Source organism: Synechococcus sp. RC10B2 (assembly GCF_047502635.1).
In genome coordinates this window covers 1-14679 of sequence record NZ_JANSHO010000001.1, presented here as the reverse complement: position 1 = coordinate 14679, position 14679 = coordinate 1, and the positions used below count along the sequence as shown (strand labels likewise).

The window sequence follows — 14679 nt, the reverse complement described above, 5'->3', positions numbered from 1 at the left end:
CAGGCCTGCCAAGCTTCTGCGCCTTCCCTGAGAAGTTTTGGCCGGTCTGCCTGTAAGCCTTTTGATGCCGATGTCGAGATTGGGCAAGAGTCATTATTGCTTTATTTTATTAGCGCTGGAAGCTTCTGGTTCAGAGCCTTCTGAAGCAGGGTTGGTTGGGGTTTGCTGAGGTTTATGGGAAAGCATGACATCTTATCCTAAGTTGTGACGGAGCTGAAATGTTGCCTTCATGGACAGGGCGTTTTCCCTAGAATGGGATCGATGGCCTAGACCCCTCTTTCTCTTGCACTTTCGCAGTTCAGCCCTTACCCTACACAATGGATGCCATGACCCCTGAAATGGTACGCCAGTTCTGGTCTTTGGTCAGCGAGATCGGCAGGCCAGATTGGCTCAATCAGCGCGACGATGACTTGGTGAATCTGCTTCTGAGTGCTTGCCAAAAAAAACATGCCCTCAGCAACGTCGATGCCTCAATTCTCAACCGCTACATCAGCATCCGCCTGCCCTTGATTCGTGAAATTGTTGTCGACTAGACCGAGCTAGGGGGGTTTTTCCCAGCCATGATGGCCGCACAGATGACTTTGCTCGTCTATGGAGCGCTGCTTTTGCTAGGCGGGGTCGTCGGCTATGTGAAAGGCAGAAGCTCCAAGTCGTTAATTAGCGGCCTGGTGGGGGCCGCCCTCAGCGGCGTCAGCTACGGGCTACTGGGAACAGATCCCCGCTGGGGGCTGGGTCTGGGCTTGGGGACGGCGGTGCTGGGATCCCTTCTCTTTGCCCTGCGCTACCGCAAAACCGGCCAATTTCTGCCTGCTGGTCTAATGCTGGTGGTGAGCTTGGCGGCTGTTCTTCTCCTAGGCCTCAGCTTCGGCTCGGTCTAGGCCGGCAGCGGCAAGACAAGCCTGCTTGGCTGTCGGTTCCAGACTCTGGGATTAGGGCGGGTCTGGGATCTCCATTGCCGGGGTCACCACGGTGCAACCCGATAGAAGCGAGTGGTGGTCACCCACTCGGTGGCAGGGATCTCCTCGACGACGATGGCGCGGGCGATGGCATCGCCCAGTTGGGATCCCCGTACCCGTACATTGGCAAAGGAGCCACCCTGCTCAAAAGAGGCAATCTCCTGGAAGTTGAGGGGACGGAGGGAGGCCACCGCCAATACTTGGGCTTGGCCAAAGGGCGGGGCGATGGTCAGGCGGTAGCGGGCGCCAGGGGGCGGGAAGGTGCGCGCTTCGCCGGCCCGCAAAAACTCGTTTCCACCCGAGAAGCGGTTGGGCAAAATCAAATGGGTGCGGCCATCGGCTTGGATGCTGAAGAGGTAGACGTAAGCGTCGCGATTGGTGCTCACGGTAATGGCAATCGGCTCGCCGGGCCGGTAGATGGGGTTAGAGCCGCGCCGATCCAGCTCCAGGTTGACCTGCAAGTTGGAAGGCACTGGGTTGACGATGATGGAGCGGGTGCCGGTTTCCAGCCGATTGTCGGCCAGTTGTAGCCTTTGCAGCGGGGGGTAGAGGCCCAGGGTCTGCGGGAAAACGGCGGTGGCCGGAGCCATCGACAGCCCCAAAGCCAGCGGCAGGAAGACCAGTTTGGCGTTCATAGTTCACACCTGACAATCAGTGGCTATGTTCATCCTAGGAAGGGGCAGAGTTCGACCGGAGCAGGCTTCGCGCAGTCTCAGATCTCCTGCTGATGCAGTTTCCCCTGCCGCAGATGGCAGGCCCAGGGGGGAAAAGGCGCTGAGAAAACTGGGAGATCCTGTCTGGAAAGGGCTAAGCTGCAGATTGGGGATCCCTCGACTCGAGCCCAACCTTGCCTATGGCCGGCGACAGTTACCAAGAAGGCATTGCGGCGGTTCAGGCAGGCGATTTTCCGGCTGCCATCCAGGCCTTTCGCCGGGCAGTTGCCGAGGATCCCGCGCACACCGAAGCTCGCTACAAGCTGGCCTGGGTGCTGGGCATGAGTGGCTATCTGGATCCGGCACTGGCCGAGCTGGAGGCCGTGTTGGCGGCAGATCCCACCCATGTTGCAGCCCACTACAACCGGGGAGCCTTGCTGTTGCAAAAGGCTCAACTGGAAGCAGAGGTGGATGGACAACTCGATCTCGAGGTCCTGCGGCAGGCCGAAGCGGCTTTTCAAACCGTGATGCGCTTGGATCCCAACGATCAACGGGCCTATGCCTTTCTCACTTTGGTCAGGCGAGCCATCCGCAACTATCAGTCGCCCGCGCAGCCTTCTAGCCGCAGTGACGAGTAAACCCCTGCACCAGGACTTCCAGGGGGGGAACGCCGGGATCCCCCAGCTCGGCTGCCACTTCTTGAGAAACCTGTCTCACCACTTCCGCAGGCAGTTGCAGCTTGTCCACCAACTGCCAAAAGTCCTCTAGCTCTTCCCAATTCAGCCAAGGCTCCTCTACGGGCGCTGGCGGCAATTACCAGGTAGCCCAGCTGAGAAGGAGACGCCTCTCGGCTTCGTCGCCAACTTGAGCCAGCACCCCATTTATCCAGGGGTACTACCAGGTGGCACAACCACGACCAGCGGCGCTAAAAGCCCATCAGGCGGGCTACAGCAGCCAAATCGGGGGCTACTCCTGTGTGGATGGCGGCGGATCCCTGTTGGGCGGCCGTGTCGGGATCCTTAAGGCCGTTGCCGGTGAGCACGCACACCACCTGGGCGCCGGCAGGCACCTGATCCCGCCATTTCAGCAATCCAGCCACTGCAGCGGCACTGGCCGGCTCGCAGAAGATCCCTTCCTCCGCCGCCAGCAGACGATAGGCGGCCAGGATCTCCTCGTCGGTTACACTATCCACCCGGCCACCGCTGGCCTGGACTGCCGCCTTGGCCTTCACCCAACTGGCAGGGTTGCCGATGCGGATGGCCGTAGCCACCGTTTCCGGGTGTTCCACCACCCGGCCCAGAACGATGGGAGCGGCGCCGGCAGCCTCAAAGCCGTAGAGACGCGGGCGGCGGCTAGCCTTGCCCTGCTGATGGTACTGACAAAACCCCATCCAGTAGGCGGTGATGTTGCCGGCATTGCCCACGGGGATACAGAGCCAGTCGGGGGCATCCCCCAAGGCATCCACCACCTCGAAGGCGGCGGTCTTCTGCCCCTCCAGCCGAAAGCGGTTGACAGAATTGACCAGGGCCACTGGGTAAGCTTCCGCCAGTTGCCGCACCATAGCCAGCGCCTGGTCGAAGTTGCCCTGGATGGCGATGATCTCGGCCCCGTACATCAGGGTCTGGGCCAGCTTGCCCTTGGCCACGTAGCCATCTGGGATCAGCACGTAGGCCCGCAGGCCCCCTTTGGCCGCATAGGCAGCGGCTGCTGCCGACGTGTTGCCGGTGCTGGCGCAGATGACCGCTTCCGCCCCCGCCTCTTTGGCTTTGGACACTGCCATGGTCATGCCCCGATCCTTGAAGCTGCCGGTGGGGTTGAGGCCCTCCAGCTTCAGGTAAACCTGGCAGTCTCGCCCCAGCCGTTGGCTCAGCGCGGGAGAGGGGATCAAAGGAGTATTGCCCTCATGCAGCGTCACTACGGGGGTGCTGGAGCTGACGGGGAGCCAGTCCCGGTAGTGCTGGATCAGGCCGGGCCAGAGCCCCACTTGCGCGCGGGATCCGGCCGTACGAGAGGAATGGGTGGGATTCAGGGTCACCATGCTGCCGAGCAGTCGAGGCCAACGGAAGGGCCAGCTTCTTAACTGTAACCGTTTGCGAAGCAGTTGGAGCAGCTCTCTCCCCTGCCGGATCGAGAGGATCTAGTCGGGCAAGGGCTGCAAGGCCAGCGCCTGGGCCAGAGAATGCAACTTGAGGCGGATCTCGGCCAGCTCCTGGGCGGGGTTGGAATCGGCCACGATGCCGGCGCCGGCATACAGGCGGGCCCGCTTCCCCGCGATCAAAGCCGAGCGGATCCCAACCACCAACTCGCCATTGCCCTGCAAGTCCACCCAGCCCAGCGGGGCGGCATAGCTCGAGCGGTCAAAGGGCTCCCACTGCTCCAGCCACTGCAGCGCCGCCTGCTGCGGATAGCCTCCCACCGCTGCGGTGGGGTGGAGCTGGGCCAACAGGTCGAACAGATGCACCTCCGTAGGGAGTTCGGCCTCGATCACCGTTTGCAGATGCTGGATGTTGGCCAAACGGCGCAGCCGTGGCTGAGGGGAGATCCGGGGCTCCATCCCCAGCCGGCCCAGAGCCTCTTGGATCGAGCGCACCACCCACTGGTGTTCGCGGCGGTCTTTGGGGCTGCGGAGCAGTTGCTCGGCCAACATGCGATCCTGGTGGCCGTTGGCGCCGCGGGCGACGGAGCCGGCCAGCGCATCGATCTGCACCCGGCCCTGCCACACCGACAGTAGCCGTTCTGGGCTGGCTCCCAAGAAGATCTGGGGAGGAAAATCCCTCTGGCTTTCCAGGGCAAAGGCGAAGACGCTGCAATCGGGGTGATGGGCCTCCAGATAGGCCAGCAGCGAAGGGATCGGGGGAGGGGAGGGCAACGCCAGATCCACAGCCTCTGCCAGCACCACTTTTTCCAGGGATCCCGCCTGAATCGCTTGCAGGGCTTTTTGAATGCGAGCCAAGAGAGGTGTTTCCGCTACCGCTACCGGTAGAGGGGGCTGCAGCTCCCAACCGGGCAAGGGAGCCTGGGAAAGACGCTGCATGCGGGCAAAAAAAGCGGCAATCTGGCCAGCCAAGGCCGCCGGGTCGCTTTCGGGGCCGACTTCTAGGTTAAGCCGCGCCACCGTCAGCTCCCCCCCCACCTGCAACAGTTGCCAGCGCGGCAGGACCAGTGCTGCCCCCCCGCCGCTCCTGGGGGCAAAGCCAAAACGGCAGAAGCACAAAGGGCGCTCCTGACGGCTGCTTGGGGACTCTAGGTTGCCAGGAGCGGTGTGGACATGGGGCTGTAGGGCTTGCACAAAGGCCCGTGCCGCCTGAAATCTCCCCTCTCCTGAAAGGTCGAGCTGCCGCAGGGATCCCCACCCCAGCACCCGCACCCTTTCCCCTTGCGCCTGGTGGGAGAGATAGCAATAGCTAGAGGAGCGGTTGGGGGGGAGCGAGCCCAACTGCCGGGTCAGCACTGCCAGCGGATCTAGCCCTGAGATGGGCTGCGATAGGCTGAGAATCTGGGGGATCCCCCGCGCTCGCGCCATCTCTTGGCAGGTCGCTAGCAGGGGATCCCAGGCGTGTTCCACCTCTGCTGGCCCAGCAGAGGCGTGAATGGGCGGCCAGGCTCTGGGCCATTTCGTGCGTCCGGACCCACCCTTCCAGGGGAAAAGAGAAGAAGTCATGCGCAAGCAAAAGAGAACGATCCTACCTTGGCCGAAAACAGGACAACCGTCATCTCAACCGGCAAGGGAAGCTGCAGAAAGGCGTTTCAGGATATGAGATTAGGGGGGCAGCCGGCAGCTCAGGCTCGCCAGCGCCGGATCCCAGGCGTTTCTTTACGGATTGCAAGGTTTCTTAGCATCCTTGGGGATGGGAACAGAAGCCCCCTAACCTAACAAATACAGAGCAAACACAGAACCCAGAGAGAGCTAGATCCAACATGCTCGCACAGCCGGAACCGTCAAAGAGAACGCGCAGGAGTCCAAAGGCCAGCCCAGTACAGCTTGCGGAAAAGGGCACTTGGGAGGGCCGCTCTCGGCGACAGTTGTGGATGGCCGCCCTTAAGCCCCCCATGTACAGCGTGGCGATCATGCCCATCTGGGTGGGATCCGCCATCGCCTACGCCCAGTCAGGGGCGATGGATGTGGGGGTTTTGGCGGTGTTTCTGGGGGCCGCCATCTGTCTTTTGGCTTGGGTCAACATCAGCAACGACGTGTTTGATGCCCAGACGGGGGTGGACAAAAACAAGCTCCACTCGCTGGTCAGCTTGACGGGCAGGCCGGTTCAGGTGTTTTGGGTGGGCAACGCCTTTTTGGCTTTGGGGCTGGCGGGGATCCTGTGGCTGAGCTGGCGGCAATCGGATCCGACGGTGCTGCTATTGGTGCTGCTGGCCTGCGGGCTGGGCTACGCCTACCAGGGGCCGCCCCTGCGCCTGGGCTACTACGGCCTGGGGGAGCTCCTCTGTTTTTTGAGCTTCGGGCCGCTGGCGGTTTTGGCCGCCCACTACAGCCAAAGCCAAAGCTGGTCGCTGCCAGCCCTGGCGGCCTCACTGGTGGTGGGGATGGTCACCAGCTTAATTTTGTTTTGCTCCCATTTCCATCAGGTGGAGGACGATCTGGCTGCCGGCAAGCGCTCGCCGGTGGCCCGCCTGGGCACTCGGCGCTCCGCCCGTCTCATCCCCTGGATCTGCGGCAGCATTTTTGGCCTGCTGCTGCTGTTTGTCGGGCTGGGGGCTTTTCCGGCTTGGACGTTGCTGGGTTTTGCCGGGATCCCCTTTGCGGTGCGGCTATCCCGCCTGCTGGGGGCCTATCACGACCAGCCGCAGCGGATCAGCCATTCTAAGTTCATCGCCGTCGGCCTCCACTTTTGGCTGGGGCTGTTTCTGGGGCTGGGCTTTATCCTCAGCCGTCTGGGATAAGCCAGAACCCTAGAGGTGATCGGGATCCCGCCGAGGCGGCCCGCAGATTGCGATAAGCTACAGCCTAGTGTGCCGGCTTGGGTGTTGGCCCCGCTGGGGCTCATGGGTTAGGGATCAACGTAAGGCAGCGGCGAGAACAGGATGCGGCGATTTTTCAATTCCAACCTGGGGGTGGCGCTCTTGGGAACCGGCCTCTTGGCTGCTCTGGTTGCCTGGGCCTTGTCCATCGACATCGAAGAGGTAAAGGTGGAGCCCCTTCCCCCGGATCAGCCCCTTTCCGTCAGCCGCAGGGTAGATATCTTGGGTCGTCGAGGGGGCCAGCGGCGTTGGCGTCTCATCGCCGACCAGGTGGAGCTAAGAGCTGGGCAACAGGTGTTTGAGCAGGGGGCGCACGGCTACTTCTACGGAGATGGCGCCGACCGCCAAGAAGAGGTGCCGGATCCCTTTTTTGCCAGCAGCGAGCGGATGATTTGGCAGGCCAAGCGTGCCCGCTACGACGCCACCGCCGACGCGTTGTATCTGGATGAGGGGGTGGAGGTGAGAAGCGAGGATGGCAGCCTGCTTCTGACCCGTGCTCTGCGAATCACCCCCGAAGAGCGCATCGAGGTGCCGGAGGCCTTCACCCTCAAAGGGCAAGAAATGATCCTAGAGGGCCGCTCCGGCTCGTTTAACTTCCAATTTGCCCTCCTCAGCGCCCAGCAGGGCAAGCTAACGGTGTTGCCCTTGGATTCGGAGTCCTCACGCCCAGCAGCCGCGCCCATGAGCGACCCGACCAGCGCTGGGGCGGATCCCACTTCTACCATCATCACCGCTGACCAGCTCACCTACGACCGGGCCAACCAGGTGGCCGAAGGGAAAGGGAACCTGCGCATTCGCGAAGGCGGCCTCGAGATTCGCGCCCCTCAGGGCACCTACCTGCGCCGACAGGCCCAGAGCATTCTCTCCGGTGGCGTGGTGTTGCAGGAGGTGGCTGCTAAAAGCAGCCGGGATCCCCTCTTGGCGGATCTGCGCTTGGCCCAGGCTGATCCCCAGGCGACCCCAGCCCAGCAGGATCAGGAGGTCACCATCGTCGCCGACCGCCTCACCTACGACCGCAACACGCAAATTGCTCGCGGGGAAGGCAACCTGGAAGTTCAACAGGGGGAAACCACCATCCAGGCAGCTCAGGGCATCTACCGCCGCCGCGAATCCCAAAGCCTGCTGACGGGGGGGGTTACCCTGCGCGAGCCTGGGCGGGTGCTCACCTCCGCCCGCTTGGAGGGCAACCACCGCGACAAGATCTTCTTTTTTGAAGAAAACGTCCTCTACCGGCAGATGGCCACCTCTACCCCAGCTCCTGGCGGCGGATCCCTGACGGAGGAGCTGCGCCAAGCCGAAACGGAAGTGCGGGCCGCCCGCCTGGTTTACAACTCTCGTACCGGCACCTCGGAGTTTAGCGAGGCCGTCGAGTTCATCCAGCGGGGGCGCAAGGCCAAGGCCAACCAGGCCACCATTACCCCTGAGAAGGTGGAGCTGCGGGGAGAGGTGGTGATCGAGCAGATCGAGGGGGACTGGCTGGCGCGGCGTCTGCAAAACCCCCAGACCCAGGCCGATGTGGACCAGCCGACGGTGATCTACGCCGACCGGGTGGAGATCGATCAGGCCAGCGGCGATGCCCGCTTCTTCGGCAATGTGGTTATCGTGCAGGCCAACCGCGCCATCGAAGGGGATCGCGCCGAGTACTCCGACCAAGGGCAGATTTTCAGGATCACCGCCGACCAGGCTCCCGTCCTCCTCTGCGATCGCGGCGAGCTCAATCCGATTCCCCGCGAGAGCACTGCACCGCTGCCCGGTCGCGATGCTCTGGATCAGATGTGCCGGGGCGCCAACCGCCTCAGCGGCAGGCTGGTCACCCTGAACTTGGAGCGGGATGAGTACACCGTGGAAGGGGACGAGCAGCAGCAGGGGATGTTTCAATTCCGCATCACCGACGCCCTCTGACGGGATCCCAGCGGAGCTGGGGGTCGTCTGGATCTCTAGAGCTGGCTGAGCTTGTGCACCTGAGGTAACAGAGCCACATGACCATCCCACTGGCCAAGGGTCAACGGCGCCGAACTTCTGCCCAGACGGGGAGCTTTTGGGGATCCCTGAAGTTGGGGGGCTTTTTTTTGGAGTTTTATCTCTGCAAAGAGATGATCCGCCCCTTCTTTTTGGGGGTGGCGGGGGGCACGGTGATGATGCTGGGCAACCAGCTTTTTATCTACGCCGATTTGCTGGTGAAAAAAGGCGCCCCTCCCCTGACAATTTTGCACATTCTCCTCCTCAACTTGCCCGCCATTTTGGTGGTCACCTTCCCCATTGCCGGCCTCTTTGCCACCCTACTTACTCTGGGCAGGATGGGAGCTGACAGCGAGATCACCGCCCTGCGGGCCGCCGGGATCCCCTACCGCAAGGTGTTGATTCCGGTGCTCTGCATCGGCCTGCTGGTCAGCGGCCTGGCGCTGTTGACCAACGAGGTGATCGTGCCAGAGACCAACCAAAAGGTGAAAACCCTGAACACCAACCTCATCCTGGCCCAGGATGCCCTTCCGTTTGACTCGGAGGAAATTGTGCGGGTGGACGACGACCTCTGGTTTCATGTGGGATCCATCGACCCGAAGACCGGCTGGATGCACGATCTGCTGATTTTGGATCGCAAGGCCGAGACCGGCCACCTGCGCTACCCACAGGTGATCTCGGCCCAAACGGCGCAGCAGGTGGGCCAAGCCTGGCACCTGCAAGACGTGGTGATCCGTCGCTACGACGAGCGGGGGCGCACCTACTACGAGGGCCAGGTGGCGGAGATGGAGCTGAACATCGTCAACAAGTTGGTGGGCCTGGTGTACGCCGAGAAGGTGCCCCAGGAGCAACGGGCGGCAGAGCTGTGGGAGCAGTGCCAGCGATATCGAGCGGAGCAACGTCCTTCTGCTGATGTGGCCCGCTGCCTGACGGAGTACCACCTCAAGTTCGCCATTCCCTTGGCCAGCTTTTTTGCCATTTTGGTGGCTGCGCCCTTGGGCCTGCAGACGGTGCGCCAGACCGGCCGCTACGGCAGTGTGGCGCTGGCGATTGTCCTGGTGTTTATTTACTATGTACTGATGAGCCTGGGACGCGCCATGGGCCGAGTTGAGCATATCGATCCCTGGCTGGCCGCCTGGTTGCCGAATATGATTTTCGGTGGGGTGGGCTTCTCTCTACTGTGGCGGTTTTTACGGTGAGATCCGGCAACTTCCCGCAGGGCTTCAGCCCTTGGGCAAAATGGTTGGCCCTGTGCTGGGGCAGCTCCTTGTGGTTGGGGATGGGGGAGGCCGTCTTTGCCCAGTTGGATCCCCTGCCCACCAATCTGGAGGGCTATCAGCGCTTTTGGGCGGCCCAGCGGAGCCGCGATCCTGGCTCAGAGCCGGTTGCTCCCACCGGCGCCAGCCTGTTGGGGGATCCCATCACCTTGGCCGAGGCCCAATCCTCCTCGCGCCTGGCAGCAACAGCGGCTCCCTCCGTTCCCCCTCTTCCCGCCTCGGCCCCTGTTGAAGGATCCCCTCCCGAAAAAGCGCTCACACCGGAAGAGCTAAACCGGCAGCGGCTGCAGCGGCTCTTGGCCGAGGGGGCAGCAGCCCATGCACGGCAGCAGGCGCAGCAGGCCCAAGCTCAGGCAACACCGTCCTCCCGGTCTGCTTCATCGACAACGCCCACGGCAGCTGTTCCTACTCTGGACTCCCTTCGCTCCTCCCAGCCTGCAACTTCCCAAGCTGCTGACTTGCAGGTAGAAGAGCAACCTGGGCAGCACCCCAACGAAGCGAGGCGCTTGCCTGTTCCCCCCCCAGGGTCCACCGTCGAGAGCCTGGCCGCTGCTCAAGGGCAAGAGAGGCCTGGTTCGGAAGCGGTGGCGCAGCAAGTCCCGACCTGGATCCCGCAAGCCGGCGGGAACTGGAATTGGGGCGGCGCCCCTTCTTCCACCGGCACTCAGAGGGCAGCTCAAACCGGAACTGAGGCATTCACCCCCACTGCCGGATCCCTCCTTGCTCCTCAGTTGTTGGAGCGGTTCCCCCTGTTGCGAGATCTGGGCGATCCCGCCACCGGCCCAGAAGCCGCTCCGCCTGCCAGCCAGGGATCCCAGATTCGCCAGCAGCTGGCGGCCACCGCCACCGCCCAGATCCCCCTCGACCCGGCTCAGATCAACGTCAGTGGGGATGTGCTCAGCTACCTTGCCGAGCAAGACCTGGGCATTGCCGAGGGGAACGCCCAGATCCAGTTGGCCGACGGCACCCGCATCAGCGGCGAGCGGCTGTTGTTTTACCGACGGGAACGGCGCCTGCGCAGCGACGGCCCCTTCCGGATGGAACAGCCCCCTGGACCCCAGGGGCGCGGCATCCGGCAAATTGAGGGGCGCAACCTGGATCTGGACATCCCCGGTCGCAGCGCTCAATTTGAAAGCTCGCTGGTGATCTTGCCGGGGGAGGAGCCGGGCACCAAGGTTTTTGTGCGCAGCCAAGAGACCACCGCCCTGTTGGGGGATCAGATCTTTTTCGAGAAAGCCACCGTCACCACCTCGCCGGAGCCGCCCATTACCCACTACGTACAAGGGGATCGGGTGGAAGTGTTTCCCGATAACCGGGTCATCGTTTACGACGCCCGCGTCTTTGCCGGCGGCGAGCTCACCCCAGAGGGCGATCTGCGGGCGGGACTGCAGGTTGCCTACTTGCCCCTTTTTATCTACAGCCTGCGGGATCACCAGTGGGTGCTGCCGGGACGCAGCGAGGCGGAAGGGGTGTTTGTCAAGTCCAGTTGGGCCTACCGCTTCGACGAGTACAACTTCGGCGGCCTGCGGCTAGATGTCCTGCAGAAGAAAGGCCTGGGCATCGGCTTTCTGCACGACTACATCCTCCCCATCCCCGACAGCGTCAACTACGGGCGGGCCCAGTTTTACCTGGTAACCGAGGCCGACCAGCGGCGCTTTTCCAGCCGCCTCCGCCTCGACCACAACTTCGACTTCTACGCCGCCAACATCCTCGGCCAAGAAGGCCAACTGTGGGGCCAGCTCAACCTCAACCTGGACAACACCTACCGCCCTGCCGGCGGGCGCAACGACAACGCCGACCTGCGCCTCAACACCACCTTTCAGGGGGATCTCTCCACCACCACCCTCAACATCAGCCGCAGCGGATCCCAGGAGAACGGCACCTATAGCTTTCCCCTCACCCTCAGCCACCTCCAGCGCTATGGGGGCATGCCTTGGCTGCAATCGGATCTGCGGCTGGACTACAACCAGCGGGTGAGCGTCAAGGATGGGCCAGACTTTGCCGACGCGCGGCTGACGCTGGGTGCCCAACTCACCCCACCCGGCTGGGGCGGCACCTATCGCCTGGCCTACCGCGCCTACAGCAGCTCCAACGGCGACACCGAGCCGCGCCGCAACTTCGAGCTGGCCTTCAATCCCGATCTCCTCCGCATCACTCCCGATATCTCCCTCAGCAGCGCCCTCACCCTGACCCAAGAGCAACAGCCGGATCGAGAAGTGGGATCCGGCCTTAACTTTTTCAATCGTTACGAGCTGCGCTCCAGCCTTCAATTCAACGACATTCAACCGGCTCCCTGGATCACCTTCATGCCCGGCTCGATCGACTACACCCAAGTCCTGTACTCAACCCCCGACCAGGAATCCACCGTCAGCCTCAACCCCCGCCTCAGCCTCAAGCCTGCCGACTGGAACACCATCGACCTGCGCTACAGCCGCACCTTCTACGGCAACAACTCTGTGCCCTTTCAAACCCTTTCCGCCAGCCCCAAGGATGTGGATCGCCTCAACGCCAGCATCAGCTTCTTTACGCCGCGCGACTTCCTGCCCAACGTGCCTCCCGGCTACCTTGCCTTTGAAGATGACCTGCCCGGCGAGCTGCCCATAGCCCTGACTTTTCCCGACGACACGCCGGAGGACTTGGAAGCGATTGCCTCCCGTAACCTGCAGGAGCTGCAGGCAGAGGTGAAAAACCTGGTGCGCCTGGACACCAGCCTTGGCTACGACTTCATCACCCAGAAGTGGGATACCCTCAACGCCAACTTCACCTGGAGCACCACCCCTGATCTGTTCAACATTCAGTTGCAGACGGCCTACGACCTGAACCAGGGACAGCTCCAACCCGTTCGTCTGGAATATCGGGGACGCAGCAGCACCACATTTAACCGGGATCAACGCTCTGGCCTGGAGGTGTATGAACCAGGGATCAGCTACGCGCTGCAGGCGGTTTACGATCCGCGGCTAGGTCAGATCTCTACCTATGGACTGGAGTTAGATGCCACCCTCGGCACGCAGTGGCAAAACCACTGGCGGCTCCGCCTGGGCCTGACGGAGGCAGGGATCCGCCGCATTGAGGTGCGCCGCGACCTGCGGGATTTCGAGCTGCGCCTGGCCTACGATCCGCTGGCAGAGTCCCTGCACCTGGAAGGGATCCTGGTGGCCTTTCCCAGCCGCCCGGTGGGCCTGACCCAAGAGCGGGGAGAGTTTCACCTAACCTCGCCGGTGGGCGCCTTCAGCCTGGATAGCCTGGGGCGCTAGGGCTGGCTCTGCCCTGCAGTCGGGAGGGCGGGTTGGGGCCGGCTTCGGCTACACTAAAGGGCCGACGCTCCTTTTTGCTCAGCAGCGCTGAACTCCTATGGCCAGGATCAACGACCACTTCCTCAAGCTGAAGGCTGGCTATCTCTTTCCCGAGATTGCCCGGCGGGTGCAGGCCTTTGCCGCCGCCCATCCCGAAGCTCAGATCATCAAGATGGGCATTGGCGATGTCACCGAGCCGCTGCCGGAAGCCTGCCGAACAGCCATGATCCGGGCCGTGGAGGAGATGGGGGAGCGGGCCACCTTCCGCGGCTATGGGCCGGAACAGGGCTACGAGTGGCTGCGCCAGGCCATTGCCCGCCACGATTTCCAGGCCCGCGGCTGCGACATCGACGCCTCTGAGATCTTCATCTCCGACGGCTCCAAGTGCGACTGCGGCAACATCCTGGATATTCTCGGCCACGACAACACCATTGCCATCACGGATCCCGTCTACCCGGTTTATGTAGACACCAATGTGATGGCCGGCCATACGGGGCCGGCCAACGAGCGGGGCGAATACGAGGGCCTGGTCTATCTGCCGCTGACGGCAGAAAACCACTTCACCGCCAGCTTGCCCCAGCAAAAGGTGGATGTCATCTACCTCTGCTTTCCCAACAACCCCACCGGCGCAGTGGCCACGCGGGAGCATTTGCAGGCCTGGGTGGACTATGCCCGCGCCCACAACTCGCTCATCCTCTTCGATGCCGCCTACGAGGCCTACATTACCGAGCCTGGGATCCCCCACTCCATCTACGAGATCCCAGGGGCAAGGGAATGCGCCATCGAGTTCCGCTCCTTTTCCAAAACGGCTGGCTTTACCGGCACCCGCTGCGCCTTTACCGTGGTGCCCAAGTCGCTGCGGGGCCAGGCTGCCGACGGCTCCTGGGTGGATCTGTGGAGCCTGTGGTATCGCCGCCAGTCCACCAAGTTCAATGGCGTGGCCTACATTGTGCAGCGGGGAGCAGAAGCCGTCTATTCCGAGGCGGGGCAGGTCCAGGTGCGGGCTCTGGTGCAGTTTTACCTGGAGAATGCCCGCATCATCCGCGAGCAGCTCGCCACAGCGGGGATCCAAGCCTACGGCGGCGTCAACGCTCCCTATGTTTGGGTAAAAGCCCCGGAAGGACTGAGCAGTTGGGAGTTTTTCGACAAGCTGCTGCACACCTGCCATGTGGTGGGAACTCCCGGATCGGGCTTTGGCAGCGCCGGCGAGGGCTATCTGCGCCTGTCGGCTTTTAACAGCCGCGCCAACGTGGAAGAAGCCATGCGCCGCATTGTCAGCGTGTTTGGGAGCTAAGTGGAGAGGGCTGGAGCCAGGGATTTTCCCCAACAAGCTGGAGAAAGGGAGATCCCTGGGGCGGTGGTGGAAGGGATCTCTTCTTTGACACTCCCACCCAGGGGATTCTTACGCAGCCCAAAATGGACTCGCAAAGGCGCTGTCAAGACGCCCCTAGACAGTCCTTTGAGGCATAACCTCAAAGTTCTGCTTACTTCGGACTTAAGTTCCTCCAGGTTAGTTACAGCCTGTTAAGGGCTCAAGGGGTACAATAGCAGCACTTAGCAAACCAAC

General features: G+C 62.5%; 12 protein-coding genes. 8 read left to right on the top strand and 4 right to left on the bottom strand.

All coding sequences use genetic code 11. The features are described from left to right. Window positions 1-317: 317 nt before the first annotated feature. Window positions 318-533 carry a hypothetical protein gene (locus NW855_RS00060; protein ID WP_011431243.1) on the top strand — a complete coding sequence of 72 codons (216 nt, stop codon included), beginning with the start codon at window positions 318-320 and terminating at the stop codon, window positions 531-533. Between the two features lie 42 nt (window positions 534-575). Continuing rightward, entirely contained in the window at window positions 576-878 is a 303-nt protein-coding gene (locus NW855_RS00055) for a TMEM14 family protein (protein ID WP_011431244.1), read from the top strand. 83 nt (window positions 879-961) lie between these two features. Here the strand turns inward: NW855_RS00055 and NW855_RS00050 are convergent, their stop codons facing one another. Beyond that, window positions 962-1591 (bottom strand): DUF4384 domain-containing protein, encoded by a 630-nt coding sequence (locus NW855_RS00050; RefSeq protein ID WP_240527818.1) that lies wholly within the window; start codon window positions 1589-1591, stop codon window positions 962-964. A gap of 218 nt (window positions 1592-1809) precedes the next feature. On the opposite strand from NW855_RS00050, the gene NW855_RS00045 reads away from it, so the two are divergent. Continuing rightward, window positions 1810-2247: a tetratricopeptide repeat protein gene (locus NW855_RS00045; RefSeq protein WP_011431247.1), complete on the top strand. Its 438-nt coding sequence runs from the start codon at window positions 1810-1812 to the stop codon at window positions 2245-2247. Here the strand turns inward: NW855_RS00045 and NW855_RS00040 are convergent. The 3 genes from NW855_RS00040 to NW855_RS00030 all read right to left on the bottom strand — a co-directional run bounded on the left by NW855_RS00040 (window position 2228) and on the right by NW855_RS00030 (window position 5270). After that, window positions 2228-2422: a hypothetical protein gene (locus NW855_RS00040; protein ID WP_011431248.1), complete on the bottom strand. Its 195-nt coding sequence runs from the start codon at window positions 2420-2422 to the stop codon at window positions 2228-2230. The genes NW855_RS00045 and NW855_RS00040 overlap by 20 nt on opposite strands. A 112-nt stretch (window positions 2423-2534) precedes the next feature. Then, entirely contained in the window at window positions 2535-3593 is a 1059-nt protein-coding gene (gene thrC, locus NW855_RS00035) for a threonine synthase (protein ID WP_011431249.1), read from the bottom strand. A 153-nt stretch (window positions 3594-3746) separates the two neighbouring features. Continuing rightward, the gene (locus NW855_RS00030) at window positions 3747-5270 is read right to left on the bottom strand and encodes an isochorismate synthase MenF (RefSeq protein WP_041438572.1); all 1524 of its coding nucleotides are present in this window, start codon (window positions 5268-5270) and stop codon (window positions 3747-3749) included. A gap of 368 nt (window positions 5271-5638) precedes the next feature. On the opposite strand from NW855_RS00030, the gene menA reads away from it, so the two are divergent. The 5 genes from menA (at window position 5639) to NW855_RS00005 (ending at window position 14406) form a co-directional block, all read left to right on the top strand. Continuing rightward, window positions 5639-6505 (top strand): 2-carboxy-1,4-naphthoquinone phytyltransferase, encoded by an 867-nt coding sequence (gene menA, locus NW855_RS00025; protein WP_041438574.1) that lies wholly within the window; start codon window positions 5639-5641, stop codon window positions 6503-6505. A 141-nt stretch (window positions 6506-6646) separates the two neighbouring features. Then, window positions 6647-8485: an LptA/OstA family protein gene (locus NW855_RS00020; protein WP_414402485.1), complete on the top strand. Its 1839-nt coding sequence runs from the start codon at window positions 6647-6649 to the stop codon at window positions 8483-8485. A gap of 77 nt (window positions 8486-8562) precedes the next feature. After that, window positions 8563-9741, top strand: a complete 1179-nt coding sequence (locus tag NW855_RS00015) for an LptF/LptG family permease (RefSeq protein ID WP_099887344.1) — start codon at window positions 8563-8565, stop codon at window positions 9739-9741. An 80-nt stretch (window positions 9742-9821) separates the two neighbouring features. After that, entirely contained in the window at window positions 9822-13073 is a 3252-nt protein-coding gene (locus tag NW855_RS00010; protein WP_414508232.1) for a hypothetical protein, read from the top strand. Window positions 13074-13170: 97 nt separating this feature from the next. Further along, window positions 13171-14406 carry an LL-diaminopimelate aminotransferase gene (locus NW855_RS00005; protein ID WP_011431255.1) on the top strand — a complete coding sequence of 412 codons (1236 nt, stop codon included), beginning with the start codon at window positions 13171-13173 and terminating at the stop codon, window positions 14404-14406. Window positions 14407-14679: the final 273 nt, after the last annotated feature.